The 23061-nt window shown below is 43.9% G+C and carries 16 protein-coding genes; 13 read left to right on the top strand and 3 right to left on the bottom strand.

The window, feature by feature from the left end; translation table 11 throughout:
- Nucleotides 1-116 precede the first annotated feature (116 nt).
- From KJS69_RS16940 to KJS69_RS16930, 3 genes are all read left to right on the top strand, one after another.
- Nucleotides 117-764, top strand: a complete 648-nt coding sequence (locus tag KJS69_RS16940; RefSeq protein WP_213584954.1) for a TetR/AcrR family transcriptional regulator — start codon at nt 117-119, stop codon at nt 762-764.
- A gap of 113 nt (nt 765-877) precedes the next feature.
- Nucleotides 878-3196 (top strand): ABC transporter permease, encoded by a 2319-nt coding sequence (locus KJS69_RS16935; RefSeq protein ID WP_213584953.1) that lies wholly within the window; start codon nt 878-880, stop codon nt 3194-3196.
- A gap of 4 nt (nt 3197-3200) precedes the next feature.
- Nucleotides 3201-3959, top strand: coding sequence for an ABC transporter ATP-binding protein (locus tag KJS69_RS16930; protein WP_213584952.1), 759 nt, complete (start codon nt 3201-3203; stop codon nt 3957-3959).
- A gap of 259 nt (nt 3960-4218) precedes the next feature.
- On the opposite strand, the gene KJS69_RS16925 is transcribed toward KJS69_RS16930, so the two are convergent.
- Nucleotides 4219-4986, bottom strand: coding sequence for an HAD family hydrolase (locus KJS69_RS16925; protein WP_213584951.1), 768 nt, complete (start codon nt 4984-4986; stop codon nt 4219-4221).
- Between the two features lie 682 nt (nt 4987-5668).
- On the opposite strand from KJS69_RS16925, the gene KJS69_RS16920 reads away from it, so the two are divergent.
- The 6 genes from KJS69_RS16920 to KJS69_RS16895 all read left to right on the top strand — a co-directional run bounded on the left by KJS69_RS16920 (nt 5669) and on the right by KJS69_RS16895 (nt 11800).
- Entirely contained in the window at nt 5669-7237 is a 1569-nt protein-coding gene (locus tag KJS69_RS16920; RefSeq protein ID WP_213584950.1) for a type 2 periplasmic-binding domain-containing protein, read from the top strand.
- 147 nt (nt 7238-7384) lie between these two features.
- The gene (locus tag KJS69_RS16915) at nt 7385-8362 is read left to right on the top strand and encodes an ABC transporter permease (RefSeq protein WP_374706656.1); all 978 of its coding nucleotides are present in this window, start codon (nt 7385-7387) and stop codon (nt 8360-8362) included.
- Nucleotides 8362-9234: a carbohydrate ABC transporter permease gene (locus KJS69_RS16910; protein WP_213584949.1), complete on the top strand. Its 873-nt coding sequence runs from the start codon at nt 8362-8364 to the stop codon at nt 9232-9234. Before KJS69_RS16915 ends, KJS69_RS16910 begins: the two co-directional genes overlap by 1 nt.
- Before the next feature lie 192 nt (nt 9235-9426).
- Nucleotides 9427-9864, top strand: coding sequence for a LytTR family DNA-binding domain-containing protein (locus KJS69_RS16905; protein ID WP_213584948.1), 438 nt, complete (start codon nt 9427-9429; stop codon nt 9862-9864).
- A gap of 14 nt (nt 9865-9878) precedes the next feature.
- Nucleotides 9879-10319 carry a DUF3021 family protein gene (locus tag KJS69_RS16900; RefSeq protein ID WP_213584947.1) on the top strand — a complete coding sequence of 147 codons (441 nt, stop codon included), beginning with the start codon at nt 9879-9881 and terminating at the stop codon, nt 10317-10319.
- Between the two features lie 434 nt (nt 10320-10753).
- A complete protein-coding gene (locus KJS69_RS16895; protein WP_249730569.1) occupies nt 10754-11800 on the top strand; it encodes an alpha/beta hydrolase family protein in 1047 nt (348 codons plus the stop codon).
- A 1662-nt stretch (nt 11801-13462) separates the two neighbouring features.
- Here the strand turns inward: KJS69_RS16895 and KJS69_RS16890 are convergent.
- Together KJS69_RS16890 and KJS69_RS16885 are read right to left on the bottom strand one after the other, a co-directional pair.
- On the bottom strand, nt 13463-14584 hold the full coding sequence (locus KJS69_RS16890; protein WP_213584946.1) for a glycoside hydrolase family 88 protein: 1122 nt from the start codon (nt 14582-14584) through the stop codon (nt 13463-13465).
- Nucleotides 14585-14793: 209 nt separating this feature from the next.
- Nucleotides 14794-17055 carry an AraC family transcriptional regulator gene (locus tag KJS69_RS16885; protein ID WP_213584945.1) on the bottom strand — a complete coding sequence of 754 codons (2262 nt, stop codon included), beginning with the start codon at nt 17053-17055 and terminating at the stop codon, nt 14794-14796.
- Nucleotides 17056-17548: 493 nt separating this feature from the next.
- Between KJS69_RS16885 and KJS69_RS16880 the strand changes: the two genes are divergently transcribed.
- Genes KJS69_RS16880 through KJS69_RS16865 form a run of 4 tightly spaced genes read left to right on the top strand, consistent with a single transcriptional unit; the run spans nt 17549 to nt 23059 of the window.
- Nucleotides 17549-18532 carry an ABC transporter permease gene (locus tag KJS69_RS16880; protein WP_249730568.1) on the top strand — a complete coding sequence of 328 codons (984 nt, stop codon included), beginning with the start codon at nt 17549-17551 and terminating at the stop codon, nt 18530-18532.
- 8 nt (nt 18533-18540) lie between these two features.
- On the top strand, nt 18541-19413 hold the full coding sequence (locus KJS69_RS16875; RefSeq protein WP_213584944.1) for a carbohydrate ABC transporter permease: 873 nt from the start codon (nt 18541-18543) through the stop codon (nt 19411-19413).
- 57 nt (nt 19414-19470) lie between these two features.
- The gene (locus KJS69_RS16870) at nt 19471-21048 is read left to right on the top strand and encodes an extracellular solute-binding protein (protein ID WP_213584943.1); all 1578 of its coding nucleotides are present in this window, start codon (nt 19471-19473) and stop codon (nt 21046-21048) included.
- Between the two features lie 55 nt (nt 21049-21103).
- The gene (locus KJS69_RS16865) at nt 21104-23059 is read left to right on the top strand and encodes a heparinase II/III family protein (RefSeq protein WP_213584942.1); all 1956 of its coding nucleotides are present in this window, start codon (nt 21104-21106) and stop codon (nt 23057-23059) included.
- Nucleotides 23060-23061 lie beyond the last annotated feature (2 nt).

Below are 23061 nucleotides of genomic sequence, written 5' to 3'. Positions count from 1 at the left end.
CATGGCAAAACTCCGTTTTACACACCTTATTTTCAAGATTTACAACCCCCTTGACACCACCCAATACTATGTTACCATTTAACCGACAGGCAGTCGGTCTATAGGGGGTCTAAAATATGAGAGTGGTAAAAGAAGCCGATGAACGCAGGAACGAAATCCTTGATGCGGCGGATGAGCTATTTGGTCAGAAGGGCTTTGATGGCACGAGTACCAACGATATTCTCGAGAAGGTCGGAATAGCGCGGGGAACGCTTTATTATCACTTCAAGTCGAAGGAAGATATTATGGACGCACTGATAGAGCGGTATAATGTCAGTCTATTAGGTGCGGCGCAGGAAATTGCTGCAGATAAGAGCATCCCCGTCGTCGAACGCATCATCCGCGTTGTTATGGCGCTGAACCTAAACGGCGGTAGCAGCCAGGAAATTATGGAGCACATTCACAAGCCGCAGAACGCGCTTATGCATCAGAAAATCCAAAAGGTCATCATTCATGGCGTTCCGCCGATCCTGACGGGTATTATCCGCGAGGGAATTGAGCAGGGATTGTTCAACACACCGTATCCGTATGAGTGTATGGAAATGGTTGTGATCTATGCGAATACAGTCTTTGACGATGATATGGTTACCCTGACGGACGAGGAGCGTTTGTTACGCATGCTGGCCTTTATTTGCAATGTAGAAAGGCTGCTCGGTGCTGAAAGCGGAAGCTTAATGGACGCTATGAAGATGTTTGGTGTGGACGATGGAGCAGCGAATGAGTAACTCCGGCAAATCCTTCCGAAAATTTCTTCTATTGTGGTCGAGTCAGTTTGTTTCTGCCATAGGCAATGGGCTCACGGCGTTTGGGCTAAAAAGCTTGAACACAGAGGTGACTTATGTATTACAGAATAATCCGCAATGATCTATCCAAGAGCAAACTGATCGCCTTGACCACCACAATATTTGTTGCTGCTGCAGCTATGCTAGTTTCGCTTGCGGCCATCCTGTTCGTAAATCTTTCGGGAGCGCTTAATGAACTCATGACAACGGCGAAAACGCCGCATTTTATGCAGATGCACTCGGGGGAGATCGATTCTGAACGGCTTCAGGCCTTCGCAGAGCAAAATCCCGATGTGGATGAGTTTCAGGTGCTTGAATTTCTTAATATAGACGGCTCGCAAATTCGATTTGGCGACCGTTCGCTAGCGAATAGTGTTCAGGACAACGGGTTCAGTGTCCAGAGCGAGAAGTTCGATTATCTCCTTGATCTTGACGGTAATGTTATCGACGTATCCGACGGGGAGCTTTATGTTCCGATAAGCTATATGAAGGACAACACCACAAAGGTCGGCGACAAGGCCTTAATAAGCGGGAAGGAATTTACGGTTGCGGGTTTTCTTCGAGATTCGCAGATGAATTCCGCGCTGGCCTCCTCCAAAAGATTTCTGATCAGTACAAATGATTTCGAGGAGTTAAAAAATGCTGGAAGTATAGAGTATCTAATTGAATTCAGATTAAAGGACTTGTCGAAGCTCAGTGAATTCGAAACGGCTTATGCTGCCGCGGGACTTGAAGCGAACGGCCCCACGGTTACCTATCCGCTGTTCAAAATGATCAATGCCATTTCTGACGGGATGATGATCGGGGTCATTCTTTTGGTCAGCGTGCTTGTCGTTGCCATTGCATTGATGTGCATACGCTTTACGCTCCTGGCGAAAATCGAAGACGATTACCGGGAAATTGGCGTTATGAAGGCTATAGGGCTGCGTATCTCCGACATTAAGAAGATTTATGTGGCGAAGTACGCGGCGATGGCGGCGGCAGGCTGCATGCTTGGTTTTGTCCTTTCTTTTGTGTTCCAAGGCACGCTTCTTGAAAATATCCGGCTTTATATGGGGGAGAGCGGAAATTCTTCTTATGCCATGTTGTTCGGAATCATCGGCATTCTTCTTGTATTCCTTGCCATCATTGCCTATGTGAATGGAGTGCTGAGACGCTTTCGGAAAATATCGGCCGCCGAAGCTATCCGGTTTGGCACTTCACAGGAAAAAGCCGCGGGCACAAAGCGTTTTAACCTGAGCGGAAACCGGCTGTTTCCCCTAAATATTTTTCTCGGGGTCAAAGATGTTCTTGCCCGGAAAAAGCTTTACGCCACCATGCTTGCGGTGCTTGTGATTTCAGCATTTCTCATTATGGTTCCGCAGAACCTGCACAACACGATTTCCTCCAAAAGCTTCATCAAATATATGGGGATTGGCAACAGCGATATACGCATAGACCTCCAGCAGACCGACCAGATTTCTGAAAAAGCATCTGAAATTATAAAAACGATGAGCAATGATCGCGCCATTTCGAAGTATGCTGTGCTGGCAACCAAAACATTCAAAGTCAAGACGGAGGACGGCTCCGAGGAAAGGTTAAAAATTGAGCTCGGCGACCATTCCATATTCCCTGTGGAATATTCCGAGGGCAGGGCACCTGCCAGAGAAGACGAAATTGCGCTGTCCACCTTGAACGCTGATGAGCTGGGCAAAAAGGTCGGCGATGTGATTACACTGGTGATGGAGGGGAAGGGAAAAGATCTCACGGTAAGCGGTATTTATTCCGACATTACCAACGGAGGTAAGACGGCCAAGGCTGTTTTCACCGACCCTTCGGCGGATATTATGTGGTACGTGATTAGTGCGAAGCTTTCAGATCCGTCTCTTATCGCCAGCAAGGTTTCGGAATATGCGGAGAGGTTTGGTTATGCGAAGGTTTCGGACATCGATGAATATATTGCACAGACCTTCGGCTCGACAATAGACTCCGTCGGAAAGGCCGCCAATTCGGCCATTGTTGTCGCGCTGATTATAACGGTATTGATTACCCTGTTGTTTATGAAAATGCTTGTCGCCAAAGACAGATATTCCATTGCCGTCATGAAAGCGTTCGGTTTTACAAATTCGGATATTCAAGCGCAGTACGTTTCGCGTTCGGTCTTTGTCCTGATTATCGGAGTTGCTCTCGGTACGCTTCTGGCCAACACTCTCGGAGAGAGACTTGCGGGCGCGGTGATCTCCTCCTTTGGAGCATCGGCGTTTCATTTTACGGTCAATCCGCTTGCTGCGTATCTGCTTAGTCCGCTGATGATGATAGGCTCGGTGCTGATCGCAACCATTATCGGCACATCGGGCGCAGGACAAATCAAAATTTCCGACAATATAAAGGAGTAGGCCTATGAAGAAGATCATTATCGGGGATCGTATCGTCAAATCTTTCGGCGAAGGCGATGAAAAGCGCAATGTTCTCGACGGGGTGTCCGCCTCCATAAACGAGGGCGAGTTCGTGGCGGTGATGGGACCCTCGGGCTCGGGAAAATCGACGCTGATGTTTGCACTGAGCGGGACGGACGGGATTAATGGCGGGAAAGTCGTTGTTGACGGCAGGGATTTATCGGAGCTCGGGGAGAATGAGCTTGCAGATCTGCGCAGAACCCAAATGGGATTTGTTTTTCAACAGCCGACTATGCTGAAAAATTTGAATATCCTCGACAACATCATTCTTCCGTCCATGCGGGGCAACAGGAAAAATGCCGCGAAAATAACGGAAAAAGCAAGAGCGCTTATGAAAAGGGTAGGCATTGCGGAGCTTGAAAAGCGCGATATGACACAGGTTTCGGGAGGTCAGCTACAGCGTGCGGGAATATGCCGCGCGCTTATGAACAGTCCGAAAATTATTTTCGGCGACGAGCCTACGGGTGCACTCAACTCCAAATCGGCGCAGGAGATTATGGACCTCTTTTCCGAAATCAACGCGGAGGGTACTGCGGTAATGCTTGTCACTCACGACGCCAAGGTTGCCGCGAGGACGGAGCGTATTATGTTTATGCGCGATGGAACCATCGTAAGCGAATTGAAACTTCCGAAGTTTGACGGGACGGGCATGGATGGCAGGGTCGAGAAAGTAACGGTGAAAATGAGGGAAATCGGAATCTAATTAGTTGTTTCAAGAAATTGACCTCCAATAAAGCAAAGCCTTACACAGCGGGACATCATGTGAGGAGACGGGGTACGCTTGTTCAATCCCCCTCGCCTCCACCAAATCTGTGAGAGAGTACCAATGAGGTACTCTCCTTCTTTATCTCCATGCTATTTATATCTTGGACAAGTCTGGTTGCATTAGTATTATGGACCGTGAAAATGAAGTAGGCCTTTCCTTTAATGGTCTTAACCATCAACTTCCCTTATTATTACCCCTAATAATGATTCTTTAAATCTATTTCCAGTAACTCCCGAATGGAATATATAATCATTTTTGGCATATACCTTTCTTCAGGAAGCAAATCTCCATACTTTTTTTGCTGAAAAATGGTCTTTAAATAATCTATCTGTTCAACCCTTTTAGTAGGCGAGATCCGTCTTACGGCTTCTGGCATCTGATGGTCGATCAAAATCGATAGGGCTCCCAGCTGGTTGGCAAAGTACACGTCATGATCCAATCGGTCTCCAACATGAGCGATTATTGTCCCTTCTTCTAGTAGCTGATCTACCATTTTAATTTCCGGCTTACAGTACCCGGTACTACAAGGGGTTATAATTCTATCTATATACGTAACTAATTGAATCGTTTTCATGACAGGAACTTGGTATTTATAAAAGCCATTCGTCACAACGCCAAGTAAATATCCTCTTTTTTTTAATTTTTCCAAGACTGTTAAAGCATCGTTTTCCAATAAGTAAACTTTAGGGTCTATTGCATGTTTTTGAACTAAATCAGCAATATCGATGTTAATCGGTATATTTTTCTCAACTAAAATTTGTTCCAGAATATCATCCCAGTCATAAGCCGCCGCATCTTGCGCTTCCTTTAGCCGTTTTCTATGTTCTTTTCTTATTTCTGGGAGAATTCCATCTTTTAATTCCAGATGGGAGGCTACAAGACTATCAATCTCCGGAAATACCCATTCTGAAAAGGGATTTTGCATAAGGGTTTCGTCGAGATCGAATGTAATATATTGGCTCATCTATTTACTCACCTCATCGATATAGATTTTTCTTCCTATACGCGAATGATACAGTATTGGGATTTATTTCCGACACTGTCTAGATCAACACCCCATTCCGAAAATTACTCTGAATAGATCATTCATCATAGGGATCCTAAATTCCTTTTAAAAGACAATACAATTGATTATTCGACAATTAATGACATGTGAAAAGCAGGTGAAAAACCGTTAAGAAAAGCGGTAAGTAAGCGCTTGCACTAGAGCGGAAGTAATGTTATACTTTTAAAAAAATTAAAGTTCATAAATTCATAATAACAGAATATTGTAGGGTAAAGGAAAGTAATAGATACGAATTAGTTTTAAAATGGATTTTTATTAAGAGTTATTTTTGTGTTTTCCATCCGTTTTCAGATGATCCATAATGTCGTAACCCCTATACGAATTATACTACGCCAGTCCTCCATGTTAAGCCATCTGAAACACCTATATCTGTTCATGCTCCATTGATTCTATTCAAATTTCAGTTAGATTTATTAGCAGTCATATTGGCATCTATTTCGAAGATGTTTTGTTTTCTGTGCAAAAAAGCAATAGAAGATGCTTAGTATCCGCCAAAACTCGGTAGACATTTTGGTTCTATGATTCTATTTGCCTTTATTCAATTAATGAATTTCATATGACCAAACAAGGAGGTACTCTAGTGAGAAAAATTGTTTTTTTATCTTTTACCTTTATGTTTTTTGTCATTATGATCATGGCTTGCTCTAAAGATTCTCCCGGTGCAAGAGAACCTGGTGGCAAGGAGGTCGATGACGGTTCAAAAAGATTGAAGATCTCGATGATCGTACCTGTGCAACAGGGAGGGGGGTGGGAAGACAAGAATCACCCGACCATTAAGTATGTTGAAGACAAATTTAATATTGACTTGAATATCCGCTGGGTACCAGGGGGCAATGATTATAAAAATACGTTGAACAGTCTAGCCGCCTCCAAAGATTTACCGGACATGTATTATGTAGATGAGCCCGTTAATTTTAGAAAATGGCAGAAGAGCGGGGCTTTTGTAGATTTGAAGCCTTATTTTAAAGACTTCCCCCAATTAGGAAGCGAATTCCCGCAAGATGCAATGGAAGTGTTTAATGAACCGGGAAAAATTTATGGATTCCCGAAATACACGATGAAATATAGCAATGCTTTATGGGTTCGAAAAGACTGGCTGGACAAATTGGGTATTCCCATTCCAAGTCCGGAGGAGTTTACGATTGAAAAGTTCTATGAGATCTCAAAAGCCTTTGTTGAACAGGATCCAGGTGGAAATGGAAAAGGCGGCACCGTTGGTTTCACCAACGAATTTGGAACATCGACCGGTCTTGGCAAAAGCCGAAATGCCTTTCTGCAAGCGGCTTATGGGATCGCCTATGAATGGAAAGAACAGGACGGCAGATTAGTAAAAATGGAGGAACAAAACGAAGAATGGAAGGGCCTCTTAACCTTTTTAAGTAAAGCTTATGAAGAAAATGTATTTGATCATAATTTCGCTACGAATGTTGGAAGCGATATTGTGGCCTTGGTGGAAGGAAATAAAATTGGTTGGGAGATTGCAGGGCCCAGCACAATTAAAAAAAGAGAGGAAGCCTTGAAAAAAATTGTCCCCGAGGCGGAATTCGTTATGATTCCTTATCCGCCCAAAGGACCTAAAGGCGAATCAGGCTTGTTGGTAACCGTACAAGGGCGAGGAAAGCTCGTCTTGAATTCCAAAATGGAAGAGGAAAAAATTTATCGGATTTTAGAATGGCTCGATTGGTGGATTACGGAAGAAGGAACTACAGTGATGAAAGATGGTCCCGAAGGAGAGATTTGGGAGAAAAACGCGGATGGCAAAATCGTCCTTACCGAAAAAGGAAAGCAATATGAGGAACAAATTAATCTATTAAATAACTGGCTATTCCGCGCTGCCGATGACAATTTTAATATTCATGGCTGGACTCCGGAAGAAGAACAATTCGATGCTGAATTCCAGAAGGCGGTCGATCAATATCCTTCTGAATGGAGAGATGCGGGAGATCCTTATACGATTGATTCTCCGACATTCCAAGAGCGTTCCAAAGACCTTGCGGCAAAGTTCAATGAAGGGATTGCCAATATCATCGCCGGAAGAAAACCTGTTGACTATATAGATGAGGTGATTGCTCGTTGGAAGGCAGACGGCGGAGATAAGATGATCAAAGAAGTGAATGACTCTTATCAGAAACAAAAAGCAGCAAAATAAAGGGAAGGGCATCTCGCCCTTCCTTGTTATAAACAAGGATAAACGACTATCGCCGTCCTTTGGGCAGGCATGTTTACCGATGAAATATAAGAACAGGTATAGGATGAAAACTTATACTTTCTATATTTTGAAATAAGCGAGGGAGTAATGCGGCGAATGAACATGAGAACAACCAATAAATCAACATTAACTGCAGGAACCCCACAAATACCGATACGTCCCCAAAAGACCAGGTTCAACCTAAAACGTACTTGGCCTATTTATATGATGATCTTGCCGGGCTTTTTATTTTTTATCATTTTTAAATACATTCCTATGGCCGGGATTGTGATAGCCTTTCAAAACTATGATCCCTTTCTAGGCTTTTGGGGCAGCAATTGGGTAGGATTCGAAAACTTCGAGAGACTTTTTACGACCAGGGATTTCTGGCCTTTAATGGCGAACACGATGATCCTAAGTGCTCTCGATATTGTATTTTTCTTCCCAATGCCGATTATTTTAGCCGTTTTATTAAATGAAGTAAGAATAAAGTGGTTTAAAGTTATGACACAGACCATCTTTTATGCACCGCATTTTTTATCTTGGGTCGTCATTGTGGCCATAACCGTTGTATTATTTGCAACGCGGGACGGAGGAATCAATATCCTTCTGAGAGACTTAGGGTTTAATACCATTGAGCCTTTAACAACACCAGGCGGTTTCCGAATTACTTGGATATTACATAATATTTGGCAAGGAGCCGGCTGGGGAGCGATTATTTTTTTGGCGGCAATCGCCGGGGTAGATCCCAATTTATATGAAGCGGCTTCCATCGATGGAGCCGGGCGGCTGCGGCAAATTTGGCATATTACTTTGCCGGCCATACGCGGCGTGATCATTATTTTATTTATTTTACGATTAGGCTCATTTATGGATATTGGGTTTGAACATGTATTATTATTGCAGAACCCGTTAAATATGCAGACTTCCGACATATTCGATACGTTTATTTATCGGACCGGTGTATTAATGGGGAATTTCAGTTTTACAACAGCGGTAGGAATGTTTAAAGGGATTATTGGTCTTATCCTGGTGGTCGGAGCCAATAAAGTGGTTAAAAAACTCGGGGAGGAGGGGATTTTTTAATGGCAAGGCATAACCCTCAAGGGCGAAATGTATTCCTGGATATAGTTGTTTATAGCTTGCTCATTATTGGATTAATCATCATCATACTCCCGGTCCTCTACGTTGTGATGACCTCTTTTGCAACGGAAAAGGAATATTTAACCCGTGGTTTTTTTATTTTTCCACGTGAATTTACTCTGGAAGGCTACCACTATTTATTGAAGAATAATTCTTTTTTGAAAGCGTTTAAGAATGCGGTTGAAATTACAGTCATTGGTACCTTCATTAATATTACAATTACTACCTTAATGGCTTACGGTTTATCCAAAAAATTTATTAAAGGACGCTCCTTTCTAAATTTCATCGTTGTATTCACATTGATCTTTTCAGGCGGGATGATTCCAACTTATTTAGTTGTGGATAGTTTGGGACTCTTGAACACCTATGGGGCACTTTGGTTTTCCACCGCGATCGCACCGTTTAATTTGATCGTGATGCGCGGCTTTTTCACTAGACTTCCAGACGAATTATTTGATTCCGCGCGAATTGACGGGGCTGGGGAATGGCGCATTCTTTTCTCCATTGTACTTCCTCTATCCAAGGCAGCGATTGCAACGTTCACTTTATTTTACATGGTCTCTAATTGGAACACGTATTTCCATGCCATCCTTTATTTGCACGATAATAATAAATGGCCATTGCAAGTTTTCTTGAAATTGATGCTTGTTGAAGGGGATGCTGATTTTGCGCAGCAGGAAATCCAAGGCGTCAACTTCACTCACTCGGCAAGAATGGCGGCCATTCTGATCACAGCCATTCCGCTGTTATGTGTGTATCCCTTTTTCCAAAAGCATTTTAACAAGGGGATGCTGCTTGGATCTATGAAAGGTTAGTCTCTAGGGTCCGTCTTCCAATAACAAGGGGATGATCCTAAAGTTTGATGAGGGAAATCGGAATATAATCTCGCCTCCACCATGTAGATCCACAACCGCATAAGGTTGTGGACTTTTGCTTTATGTCCAGAGAAAGATTTGATAAACTGTAATTCGCAACAGGAATACATGTAATTGGAGACGATCTCTCGTATGAAAGTTTCAATAGAAGAGATAGGAAAAGAGCAGGAAGAGGAAATCGTTATCAGGTGTCATGAGGTAAATAACAAAATATACGAAATCGTAAACAAGCTAAAGTTGGAAGATCCTATTCTGCTAGGGTATCAAAATGACAGTATTCACCGTCTTAAAATTAGCGATATATATTATTTCGAGGCCGTTGACGGGAAAGTTTTTATTTACTGCAAGGATGAAGTTTTTGAGGTGAAGCACAAGCTTTATGAGTTGGAGGAACTCTGCAAAGGAAAGGAATGTTTTCGCGCATCCAAATCAACGATTTTGAACATAGCCAAAATTTCATTCGTTCAGCCATCGTTAAGCGGCCGTTTTGTAGCCGTGTTGGATAACGGGGAACGTGTTGTGATATCGAGGCAGTATGTGCCTGTACTTAAAAATATGCTTGGACTGTGAGAGGAGGGGTAACGTTGCAACTGAATGAATTTGTGAAAAAGACTATTCAAAATTTCATGGTCATCTTCGCATCCATCATCATTGTTTTAACGATTTTGAGACAATTTTTCTATCCCGATATGGCCTTCGATTTGAAGTCGATTTATATCATCATGGCCTTCTCATTCATAAGTGCTTTAGTTGGATTTATTTTGAACTCTTCTCTCAACATAAGCGAGAAGAATATGCGCATCAGAAGGGCCATTCATTTTATGGCTTTAGAAACGATATTGATCTCCCTCGGAGCTATTTTTGGTATAGTCAATAGTGCATCAAGCATACTCATTTTAGCATTGGAAATAGCGGTAATCTATGCTGTCGTTCGTTTCCTCTCATGGCAAAATGATAAAAAAGTGGCTGAACAAATAAACGAAGGACTAAAGTCATTGAAGAAAGACATGGGTGGTGAGCTTTAAAGCTTACCGCCCTTTTTTTGATAATATAGAATTTATAAGTTCCGGGCTTATTTTTACAACTTATCGGGCTGTAGATACAGCTTATTGATTTTCTATATACATCCTTTCCGCAGTTTTGTATTCTGATTTCACCAATAAACTGGCAAGAGACAGAAAGGAGCAACACTGTGGGAGTCTTACTATTTTCTATCGCTTTGATTTTCGAGATTGCTTTCGCCACGTATTGTATTGTAACCAAGCAAAACCATCACAAGGTTAGGAATTGGGCGAGAATTGCTGGATTCGTCATATTTGCCATCCTTGTATTGACATCGGTAATCGTCTGGAGCTTCCGCTGGGTGTTGCTTGCATCACTGCTATTCATACTAGCGGGGATCGGGACATTTTCCCTTATCCGTAATAAAGCGGGCAACCGTGAATTCAAAACCTCCCGTATGATCGTAAAAGCAGTGACGATGACATTTTTGCTCATACTTGCACTTGTACCTGCACTTGTTTTTCCGCAATATAAACTGCCAAAGGTTACGGGCCCCTATGAAGTCGCAACGGCAACATATACCTACGTAGACAAAAACCGCATCGAAGAATTTGCCGCAGCCGGCAAGAACAGGTTTGTTAATGTACAATTTTGGTATCCCGAAAATGCCGATGGAACCTATCCGCTCTTGGTCTTCTCGCATGGGGCTGTCGGTATTAAGACAAGCAATGCCTCCACGTTTAGGGAGCTTGCAAGCCATGGGTATGTCGTATGTTCCATCGATCATCCTTATCATTCTTTTTATACAGTTTCGGAAGATGGGACGTTTACCTTAATCAATTCGGAATATAAGAAGGAATTCGACAATGCCAACCAAGAGGGCGTTTATACCAGAGAGCAGCTCTATGGATTCTTTCAAAAATGGATGGAACTGCGAACAGACGACATGAATTTTGTCATGGATACAATCATTGAAAAATCCGAAAACGATAAAGCTCCCGTTTATCAGCATATCAGTAAAGATAAAATAGGTGTGTTCGGGCACTCTATGGGTGGTGCGGCAAGTGTTGAGCTCGGCAGAGACCGTAAAGATGTAAGTGCAGTTGTAAATATAGATGCCCCATTTTTTAGCGAGCTTGTTTATGATAAAGAGACTGACGATTTTGCGGCAAGCGGCAAAGCCTACATGACTCCGACTCTTAACCTTTATTCCGACGATGTTTGGAAACAGCTTGGAAGAAACTCTACTTATGCGGCAAACTACGCCGCCGACAAAAACTTCAAGGAAGTATATACCGTTCATTTTCAAGGGGCAAAACATTTAAGCCTTACCGACTTGCCGCTTTTCTCTCCTCTGCTCGCCAATATGCTGCAGGGCGGAAAAGCGACGATTGAGCAATATTACTGTATAGAAACAGAGAATGAACTTATTCTTAAATTCTTTGATTATACATTGAAAGGCATTGGCCGCTTCACATCCGAAGGAACCTATGGATCGAGGTGACAACTTACTTTGCTGCGGCGAATTTTTGTAGATCCACGGTTCACCTCTACCGATACAAACAGAAAAGCGATCGTGCTAGGTCGCTTTTTTGCGTTCGGATCTGCTCCAAAGGAGGTGTGTTTACCTTAATTTATCAAGTAATTTATAATAATAGTATGTTTTAAAACGTTGTTTTCCATCGGAAAAAATAATACTGTTGGACTCTAAGATGGATAAATATCTCCTGTATGTTGCTTCTGAGACTTCCGCTGCAGAGGAAATAGTATGGACTGTAAAGATAGGCCATAAAATGAACAGCCTATCTGATTACAAAATCATTCCTACTGTTGAATGGATATCCTCTACGAATAGAACGGAAGTATGCAGTAGAATTTATAGTCGATATTGCAAAAGGAATGCATGCATTAGAGACTATCACTCACATTCTGGAAGAGCAGTCCGTTGAAAGGTGATTATTGGGGCAAAGCCTAGAGATACAATATAATGACTAGCACCTTAGAAGCTTGCTTTATCGTTAACTTCAGACAGGGATTCAATTCCCCTTGCCTCCACCAAATCTAAGAGAGTATCAATAGGTACTCTCTTTCCGTTTATCTCATGCTATTTATATCTTGGAATCAAGGTTGTACACCATTATCTGATTCTTCATTATGGGAAACAAGAAGGATTGAGAAAAGAACTGTTTTATATGAATGGAATGGTTATTCATAATAAGGATAGTATGATGTTCGGTATGCTCTTTGTCGGAGAGGTAAGTACGATATTTTTTTGTCCAACGATATATTTCTATTTTTGTTGAGGGGAATTGTAAATTTGATATTAGAAATTCATTTGGATGACTATTAATTGATAAGTAACATGCATCCTTAGGTATAGTTATTGTTTTAGCTTGATTGTCACTGTCGCTTTGTTCGGCTAGTACTAATAGTTTGCTGGATTCGTTAACTAAATTAAAAACAGAATTGTATGAAAATAATTTATCTTTAAAGATATTCCAGAAATTCAATTCTGACTCGATTCTGGCTGCTTTTAAAATATTCAACGTCGTATCGGTTGATAATTGTTCTGAACCGATCATTTCTTCGCAAGAATAGTTGTTATAAGTCGTATAGGTTGGATCTTCTTTTTTCGAAAGTTGGAGGAGTAAGACTATTAAGATCACGAGTAGAATAAATAGAGTGCCTAATGTCAATGCTGTTCGTTTGTCCTTACTTACGTAATCGAATATTCTATCGTAGAATTTCTCACGTGGAGTAGGAAACATTCTTCATCTCACCTCCGAATAAGTAATGAAGTCACTCTTAGTAATACGATAATATTTTCAAAAAGTAACAGGGAGCCGTTTCATATTCCCATCGCTATGAAATAACAATGACATTTGCCTGTATGTTAATTTTTTATGAAAAAATAGGAGGTATTAGCTGCAAGAAAAAATGACCGACAAAATACTGATGGGCCAACAGTTGATCAACATGATAGTAACCGCCCATTAATGGCCATTAATTCATTCTAAAAATCAACGGCTAAGGGAGTCATCGCAGAGTTGGCTTAGCAAGCAGATAGAGTCGTGAATTCAATCCCCTTCGTCTATTAAAACACCAAGTCCCCCAACCATCCATGGCCGGGGGACTGATAATAGCTTATTTCATCGCAAATTATGGATTAGAACAACCCGGGGTGACCGTGCACTTTGCCAAGCGCTTCTACAAAATAATAATCCCCGTAAATAATCGGCACATTAACATGTTTATTTACGGGATAAGAGACGGTTCCTTTGGTAAGAATGGCGTCCTGCCGGTCGCTGAAGTCGGCGTAGTTGTCATACAGCCGTTTGAGTATGGTCAAGGCCCTTTCGTAGTAGAAGGATTTTTCGGATTCTTCTTCCAGCACGGCGCTCAGTTCGAGCAGGCCGCTGGCCGTACAGGCGGATGCTGTGGAATCCCGGGCCCACTTATCTTTGTCTTCTGTTCTGAAATCCCAATAAGGGACCTGATCTTCAAGAAGATGGGACAAGAAGTAGTTTGCGATATTTTGGGCTGCTAACCGGTATTCGCGTTTGCCGGTTTCGCGTGCCGCAATGGCGAAGCCGTAGATGGCCCAGGCTTGGCCTCTTGACCATGCGGAATCCGGCCCGAGTCCCTGTCCTCCAAGGTTCTCGATTTTCCCTCCCGTCTCCGGGTCAAAGCTTACAATGTGAGGGACGGTCCAGTCCTCTCTTACAAAATGTTGGAGCACGGTATCCGCATGCGCCACGGCGATATGTCTGAAGCGGGGGTCCCCCGTCTCCTTCGATGCCCAGAAAAGCAGCGGCAAATTCATAAGGCAGTCGATAATGGCCCAGCCCGTGCTGTTCGGGTCTACACGATCCGTCCATGCCCTGATAAATTGCCCCTTAAGGTTGAATCGGCCTGCCAGATGGCTGGCCGCGATCAAGCCCGTTCTCCGGGATTCTCTATTTCCTGTCCACTGATAGTTAACGACAGCCGTCGGTAAGTACATGAATCCAACATCATGATGAATATCATAAAAATCATGCAGCGGAACGTTCAGCTTCTGTTCGATCGTTTCCGCAAGCTCTCTCAAAGACTCCTCTTTCGTTTCGCGATAGGCCAGCCAAAGCAAGCCTCCCCAAAATCCGGAAGTCCAGAAGGAAGCTTCTTCACAATTGTAGCTTCCATTCAAGCATACATGCGGAAAGCTCGCTCCGATTTTATGGCTTAATGTATGAATCTTGTTCATGGATTCCTTATAAGCATCGTTCAGCCAATCCGGTCTACGGTCCATTGGATAACTCCTTTCTTTCTCCACTCCATGATCTATCCATTCTTTAGTTCAATGGATATAGGATGACGCCGAGATTCCGTTTCATTGTAATCCCTAAGCAAGGACGAGTACATCCTTACTATTGGCTATCATCGCCAAAAACGGCACTGCAGCGCGGGTTTTGAGCGAACAACAGAAATTGAAGATGCTGCAAAAAATCGTGATCCGAATCAGCTTGACAATTGGTTCAGATTTTTGACGTATTCTCCCGGAGACACGCCAATATATTGCTTAAAGATTCGAATGAAGGTGTTGGTATTGTTGCATCCGACAATAGCCGCAACTTCATGAATCTTATAATTGCCCTGATGAAGAAGCTCCTTGGCTCTCTTCACCTTCAACGTATTGACATATTGTTTGAAGTTAATGTCCAGTGAATTTTTCAACAGCTTGCTGACATAGCTTTCGGATAAGTTAAAATGATTCGCGATGTCCGTTAACGATAAATCTTTATCGAAATGCTTATGGATATATATAAAGATTTGGGAAGCGGTAGAGCTCTCCAAGCTGAACTTGTCCTTGTTGCAATAGTTAAAAATCAATTCAAACAAGGCGAACGTTTTTTCCGTAAACTTCGAAATCGGCACCTCCATAAATTCATCCAACAGGTCGGGATATTCCTTTGTAAATTGATTCAACGTTTTTCCGTTGGAATTCAAGCATCGCTTAAAGGTGGTTAGGAACGAATGCTTCAGATTGGACAGGTTCGCAGGACCCATCGAAGAATTCTTAACATTCTTATTCAGCAAATTGCTAAGCAGGTCGTATGCTTTGCCCAATTCATTCGAATGGACGTAATTAATCAGGGAAGCTTCTATCTCGAGCGGATAATAACAAACGGTTTCTTCGAGATCTTTCACGCTCTGTGAAGTTAATACCTTATTTGCATTCGCATACTGGTAATTACTCAACCGAAGCAGCTCCTGCAGAGCGGAAGTCAGCTCATGGAGCCGGTAGGAATCGGATAGGCATGCACTAACATCGAGCGACAGATCTTGTTCGATTCGGGTGATCACCGTCGCGGCCAATTGCTGCAAGGACTCGGATGAAATGCGATGGAAAATAAGACAATATTTATTTTTATCCAGCGGGAGAATAAAGAAATCTTCGTATCCATCCCGAGCCTCCCTGATCAACGTATTTAAGATCAAGGGGAGATTGGGAGCAGGCATCGTCTTATGCAAGGCTTCGATGCCTTCGCACTCCAACAGCATCAGCTTCAAGTCGTCTTGAAACCGCTCTAATTGCAAAGCGGACAGATTCTCCCGAATAAAGTCCTCGCTTGCAATTCCGTAGATCACCTTGCGAAAGAAATCCTCCCGCAAATGAATCAAAGAATGATACAGCTTATGCTGTAAAGCGTGATTGATAGAATAGATCTGCTCAATGCTGGACTGAATGTAGGCAAGCTCGTGAATTTGTTGTCCATGTTCATTGGCGGACACGGTTCCGTTCGATTCCTTCCGCTCATCCAGAAATTGAAGCAGCTGCCGAATCGGCCTATAGCTTGACCTTGTTGCCAAATAAGCAACGATAATGCCCAGCAGCAGCAGAACCACGCTTGGGAACAGCGCCGTTCTCCATATGGCGATGAAAATCGAGCTGAATGAAGTCAATTCGTTTGTATAAACATAGTTCAGATTCGGGATCACCTTCGAGTGATGAATATAATTGACGGTCGATCCTACTTTTACATGGTTCATATCTTCCTGTTTGTTTATCCATTCGCTTCGGGCTAAGATTTCCGGGTTCAGATCCTCTTTATGAATATAGGAACCAACTATCTGATCGGTATACAGATAGAAATTGCCGTTCGTTTGCTCCGACGTTCCCGGTACTAAGGAAGCGCTGTCGACCACGATAAAGAAGTAGAGGGGATCGAGCTTCGAATGGATCGTCTGATGAATGATCACGATTTTGCCAGGTCTCTCGGAAAGCGCTTGCGGGACGACGTAAGTATTGGCCCCAAGCGATTCGCTCTGCAATTGTTGGAAACGGTTCAAGGCTTCCGCATGGACTCCGAGTTCATTTAAGTAATCTTTAATGCTATAAGTTCCTGCAGCTGTGATCACCAGGTTATCTGTCATTTTCGTAATTCCCAAGGTGAATCCCAACTGGCTAAAACCTTTAAGCTGATCAATCAGATCGTTGTACAGGTTCGCTATGTACAGATAACTTGTATCTTCGCTATAGCGATAATCGATTAAGCTTTGCAGAGTAGATACCTTATACACGAAATCCATGGCAATGCGCAGCATGAAGTCCGCATAATTGCTGATTTGATCCATATACAATTGGTGGCGATGCTTGTTTTGCGCATCTGACATTTGGTAACTTTTGTAGAATATGATGGATGAAGTAATAATCGAATAGATCAGAACAATCACGACAAATAAGCTCAACATTTTGTACAAAAATTTCCTCTTGACCATAAATCCGCTGACTCCCCTTCAATCATCATCCTTAGCCGGCTCATCCCGCACTCTTTCTATATCATCCGGTGGACTTCATGAAACTGATAAAGCTGCTCTTAATCTCTTTGAAAATGCTTTCAGTAATGTGCATTAATGAACGATCAACCGCTATCCATCCTGTCAATCGCTAATGCATTAGAACTTGTCAGTTTAAGTCTACATCACTTTTCGGTTTGAGTTTAGTTCAAAATTTTACAGACAGACCTTATCCTCATTTTTTGACTTCATGCAAACCATTGATGGAATGCGCTTTATACGGACATTGTTTCTATGAATATCGATTTTTTGTTTTCCCCTTGAACCGGATGGGGGGATCACTGTTTTTGGTCATCAAGCCCAAAAGTAATGATCACGACAAATATTCAAGATATATCTTTCGCGGCATCTCCTATACGATTCAGGTTAAGGCAGAGCTCGATAAGCATGAAGCAAAGGGGGGTGAAAGATAAATATGAGCAACACCGCAACTCCAGCGAAGCCGCCGGTGAAATTCAAAAGGGCGAAGCCGAAACGAAACTGGGAAATGTACTTCAGGGAATTAAAGAAAGATATAGTCAGAGATCGAATTCTATACTATTTGCTTGTCCCTTTCCTGCTCTGGTTCCTGATCTTTAAATATGTACCCATGTGGGGCATCCAAATTGCTTTTAAAGATTTCAGCTTGTTTAGGGGAATCGGCGGCAGCGAATGGATAGGCTTCGAGTACTTTACTGAATTTATTGGAAGCGAATACTTTTCGAGAGTCTTCATTAATACCGTCATCATCAGCTTGTATGGACTGGTCATTTGCTTCCCGGCCCAAATTTTATTGGCCATTATGATTAGCGAAGTGACTCGGCAGGGCTTCAAGAAAGTAGTGCAGACGCTGACTTATTTGCCTCACTTCGTATCCGTAGTCGTTGTTGCCGGAATCGTAACCACTTTCTTGGCGCCGAACAGCGGATTGATCAACCTCATTCTGGAGAAGCTCGGGATGGAAAAAATCTATTTTTTGACCAATCCCGATTATTTCAGAGGAATTTATACGGCCATGAATCTTTGGAAAGAGACGGGGTTCGCTTCCATTGTCTTTATCGCGGCTATTGCCGGTATAGATACACAGCTTTACGAAGCCGCTAAAATGGATGGGGCGAGCAAGTTCAAACAGATTATCCATGTTACGCTGCCGGGCATACTGCCTACCATTGTGGTGATGTTCATTATGAAGGTCGGCAACCTGCTCAGCGTCGGATATGAGACGATCATTCTGCTCTACCAGCCGGCAACCTATGAGAAAGCGGATGTCATCAGTACCTATGTATATCGTTCGGGGCTTATAGACGGAAGATATGATTTTGCGACTGCCGTAGGACTGTTCAATTCTATCGTAGCCCTCATCTTAGTCATTATGGCGAACAAGCTTAGCAAAAAAGTAACCGATGCAAGCCTATGGTAGGTGATAGTGTGATTGAGTCAAGAGGAGAAAAAATATTCAAGGGCGTCAACAATGTTCTGTTAGCTATTATGGCGCTTGCGGCTCTGTACCCTTTTATATACGTATTATCCGCGTCCATAAGCATGCCGTATAACGTAGTGACGGGCAAAGTGCTGCTGTTTCCCCAAGGGTTTACGCTCGATGCGTATAAACAGGTTTTGGGCAATTCGGAAATATGGGTGGCCTATGCGAACACCATATTCTATACCGTTGTCGGGACGGCGGTGTCCATGTTCTTTACGATCTGCGGAGCCTACGCTTTGTCGAAGAAACGTCTGAGGGGAAGAAAATGGTTTACCATATTCGTCACGTTAACGCTGTGGTTTGATGCCGGAATGATTCCATTCTATCTGACTTTGAGAGATTTGGGGCTTTTAAATACTCGGACAGGCATTGTTATCGCTTTTGCATGCAACGCCTTTAAAGTAATCTTGCTCCGCACCAGCTTTGAAGCCATACCGGCCGAATTGGAAGAATCGGTGAAAGTCGACGGCGGCAATGATCTGCAAGTATTGCTTAAAGTATATTTGCCGCTGGTGAAACCCGCATTAGCGACAGTAGGCTTATTCTATGCGATTGAGAAATGGAACGGATACTTCTGGTCGATGATCATGCTGACCGATATGGACAAGATCCCGCTTCAAGTGCTGTTGAAAAAAATGATTGTCGAGAACGACCTGCAATCGGAGTTTGCCGCCGCGTTGGACTTTACCTCTACGGTATCGGCGGAAACTGTAACTTATGCTACCATCGTTGTCTCTATTCTTCCTATTGTGCTTGTGTATCCTTATATTCAGAAATATTTTATAAAAGGGATGCTAGTAGGAGCAGTTAAAGGATAAGGCAACGATTATATAACGACTATATAAAGCTGCTATTATAAAAACGGGGTGAAAGATTTGAAGAAAATCGTTTATTTGTTAACGGCATCTGCTTTAATTGCCGGTGCGATGGCGGGATGTTCGAATGGGGCAAAAGAAACCGGTCCGTCCGAAGGGGATACGACGGCGCAGAATAGTGAAAATCCATACCTGGCTTCGGAGAAGCCGCTTAAGTTAACAGTTCATATGGGAACGAAAGATTCGGGAGTATTTAAAAACGACTGGCCCATTTTTGTGAAGGCGGCAGAAATGACCCATGTCACATTGGAAGGAACTCTGCCGAGTACGGTGGCGGATTTCAGCGAAACGTTCAGCATCGTCATGGCATCGGGTTCGCTGCCGGATATTATGCAAGCGTTATCCAAAGATTTCCTGCAATATGGCCAGGAAGGAGCCTTCCTGTCGCTCAATGATTTGATTGACGAGCATGCTCCTCATTTGAAGAAATTTTTGGAGGAGAATCCCGATGTAAGAAGCGCGGCCTCCGATAACGATGGAAATATATGGTTCATCCCGTTTGTTGCAGATGGAGAAGCGGAGAAAGGCTGGTTTATCCGCAAAGATTGGCTGGAGAAGCTGGGATTGGAAGAACCGAAAACCGTGGACGAGCTGCATGAGGTGTTAACGGCATTCGTCAATAATGATCCGAACGAAAATAACAAGAAGGATGAAGTCGGTTTCTTTCATAGAAATACGTCTATCGGAATTGAAGGACTCATGGCGCTTTGGAATGCCTACCCAAGTTATCAAGCATTTGACGATAAGGTGATATTCGGGCCATTGGAGGACGACTACGGCGTTGCTATGGAAAACATCGCCCAGTGGTATAAAGAAGGACTCATTGATAAAGAGATTTTCACTCGGGGAAGCAAGGCAAGAGATATTCTGCTTGCAGATAACGTTGGCGGATTGACGCATGATTTCTTCGCTTCCACGGGGAACTATAACGAGCAGCTGGAGAGCAAGATTCCGGGCTTCCGATTTGAACCGATGCTTCCGCCGGCAGACGTCAACGGCGTTGTGAAAGAGCCTACCAAGCGGGATCGGGCCAAAAACTATGGCTGGGGAATCTCGCACAGCAACCCGGACCCGGTGGCCACGATTAAATATTTCGACTTCTGGTTTACGGAAGAGGGCAGACGAATGGCTAATTTCGGGATTGAAGGCGATACGTATACAATGGTTGACGGCAAGCCGATCTTCACGGATAAAGTCTTGAAATCCGACAAAGCACCCGTAGATGTCATTCGCGAAACGGGAGCTCAGTCCAACTTCGGTTTCCAGCAGGATTATTTCTATGAAGAACAATGGACGCTTCCTCTGGCGACAGAAGGCATTGACTTGTATAAAGAAAATAATGTATTTATGGACAAATACCCCATTCTGAAATTTACCAATGAGGAGCAGAAGGAAATCCAGAAGATTTTCCCGAAGGTCGATACTTATATTGGTGAAACGAGGCAGCAATGGATTCTGGGCGCTAAACCGGTCGATCATGCGGCATTTGTCAAAGAGCTCGAGAAGCTGGGTGCCCGCCGTTTGGTGGAAATTAACCAGGCCGCTTACGATAGGTACATGGTCGAGATGAAGCAGTAAAGGAGCGAAAGTAGGCTGCAGCCCGATGAATCTCTGCAGCCTAAGGAGGGTAAAGATGAATATCCAAGCTTTGTTGAAAGATCCGATCTCTTCAAGTGAGTTGTTGGCTAATTTGCGGTCCCGATTAGAGCCTATGGCAGCCAAGAGCCGATACATTGCCGAGAATATGCCGGAGCTTGTGCAAGAAACGATTGCCAACGCGGAGGAAGCATATGGGGGAATGATCAAGCTCCCGGGGACGGGCGGCGTGCGCGAATGTGTAGGCAATCCGCCTTGCTGGCTGGAACGAAGGCATAACGATAATGAATTCCTGTGGCAGCTCAATCGAATGACGCACTGGCAAGATTTGTTGGAGGCCTATTCTCTAACGCAAGAGGAGAAATACGCACGCAAAGTTATCGATGAGATGCTGAACTGGATCGAAACGGTAGAGATTGACGAAGAGATGATTCACTATCCGATCGATTATTTCTCGAAATGCCACCCGTTGCGAGCGCTGGAACTTGGAATCCGCAGTTATAAGACGTGGCCGCTTGTATTGGAGCATCTGGGGCACACGGAGCTCTTTACAGAGGAAGTACTGGAACATTATTTGTGGGCGGTTTACAAGCAAATCAAAATGTTGCGCAAGGTATCACCGATTCTGTGGCCGAAGGCGGATCATAATCATTTTCTGATGGAATGCCTGGGCATTCTGACAACGGCGCTTTATTTCCCGGAGCTGCGGGAAGCGGAGGAGTGGAAAGCTTTTGCCATCGATGGGATTGAAAGATGCGCCTTGGCGCAATTGACCGAAGATGGCGGCCAGATCGAAGGCTGCCCGTCCTATCATAATGGATGCATGTTCTGGTTTGGTCTTGCCGTTGTTTTGGCAAAGCGCTTCCATTTCACGTTCTCGGAGCGGTATATGGAATTGCTGCGCAAAAACCTGGACTATTCCATCTATTCTCTGCGGCCCACCGGAAAATGTGTCCCTGTAGGAGATTCCCATGCGAACCATTTGGCGATTATGGGCGGAGTATACGGATATATGGCGTTAGATGATTTGACATGGCTAGGGCTTGCGACCAACTTGATCGATACTCGCGAGATCATGCGGGAGGCCGGCAAGCATGTGTGGCGGGCTTTGGATGTGCCCCGATTCCATAAGGATTTGATTGCTCTTCAAGGCAAGCGTTACGAGTGCGATAAATTGACGACATTCTGGAACCGGACGCTTCATCAAGCGATTATCCGCAGCGGATGGGATTCGGAGGCGCTCAGCTTCCTGTTTACGTGCAGAAGTCCGATACAAAACTTCCATGCCCATATCGATCTCATGAGCTTCGACTTTACGGCGCTCGGGAAAAATATGGTCTGCGACCCCGGCATCTTCTGTTATCGGGAGGATGAGGACCGCAAGCAATTCAAGAGTGCCAACTACCATTCCACGCTCCTGATCGACGAGAGAGACCACTTCAAATATTTGGGTTCATTCGCCTATGGTCCGCAGAAGGTCGGGGAAATTTACAATGTGGAAGACCGGGGCTTCTATCAAATCGCAAGCGCTTACCATTTGAATTATGAGCCAATTGTTCATCATCGCCATATTGCACTGGTCGATCATCGGCTGGTCGTCATTGCGGACCGGGTGGAAGGGCTGGAGCAGAACAGTGTGCAGCGGTACTTTCATTTGGATTTTACCGAGGTGGAGATCGCGTCGGAGGCGGTCATCGCCGCTAGCGATAGGGCCAATCTTGCGATTTTTACGTATCCGCGGGGAGAAGCGGAGCTTCTGCCGGGAAGGCTGTCCGATGTCAACGATATGGCAAGAGGCTCCACCAGAGTCCGATTCTATGGGACTTACAGCGGAACGATGACCTTCTTGACGGTGCTCCTGCCCTTCAGAGGGGAGGATTTCCCGGCCGTATCGATTCGGTCATTCGCCGATGGCCATTATGAATTTGACTGCGGCGAACGTTATCAGGTCGTTGTCAAGGAGAGGGAAATGACCATTCATAAACCGGTTTGAGA

It is taken from the genome of Paenibacillus sp. J2TS4 (assembly GCF_018403245.1).
Classification (GTDB): domain Bacteria; phylum Bacillota; class Bacilli; order Paenibacillales; family NBRC-103111; genus Paenibacillus_L.
This window is presented reverse-complemented; position numbering and strand designations above follow the sequence as displayed.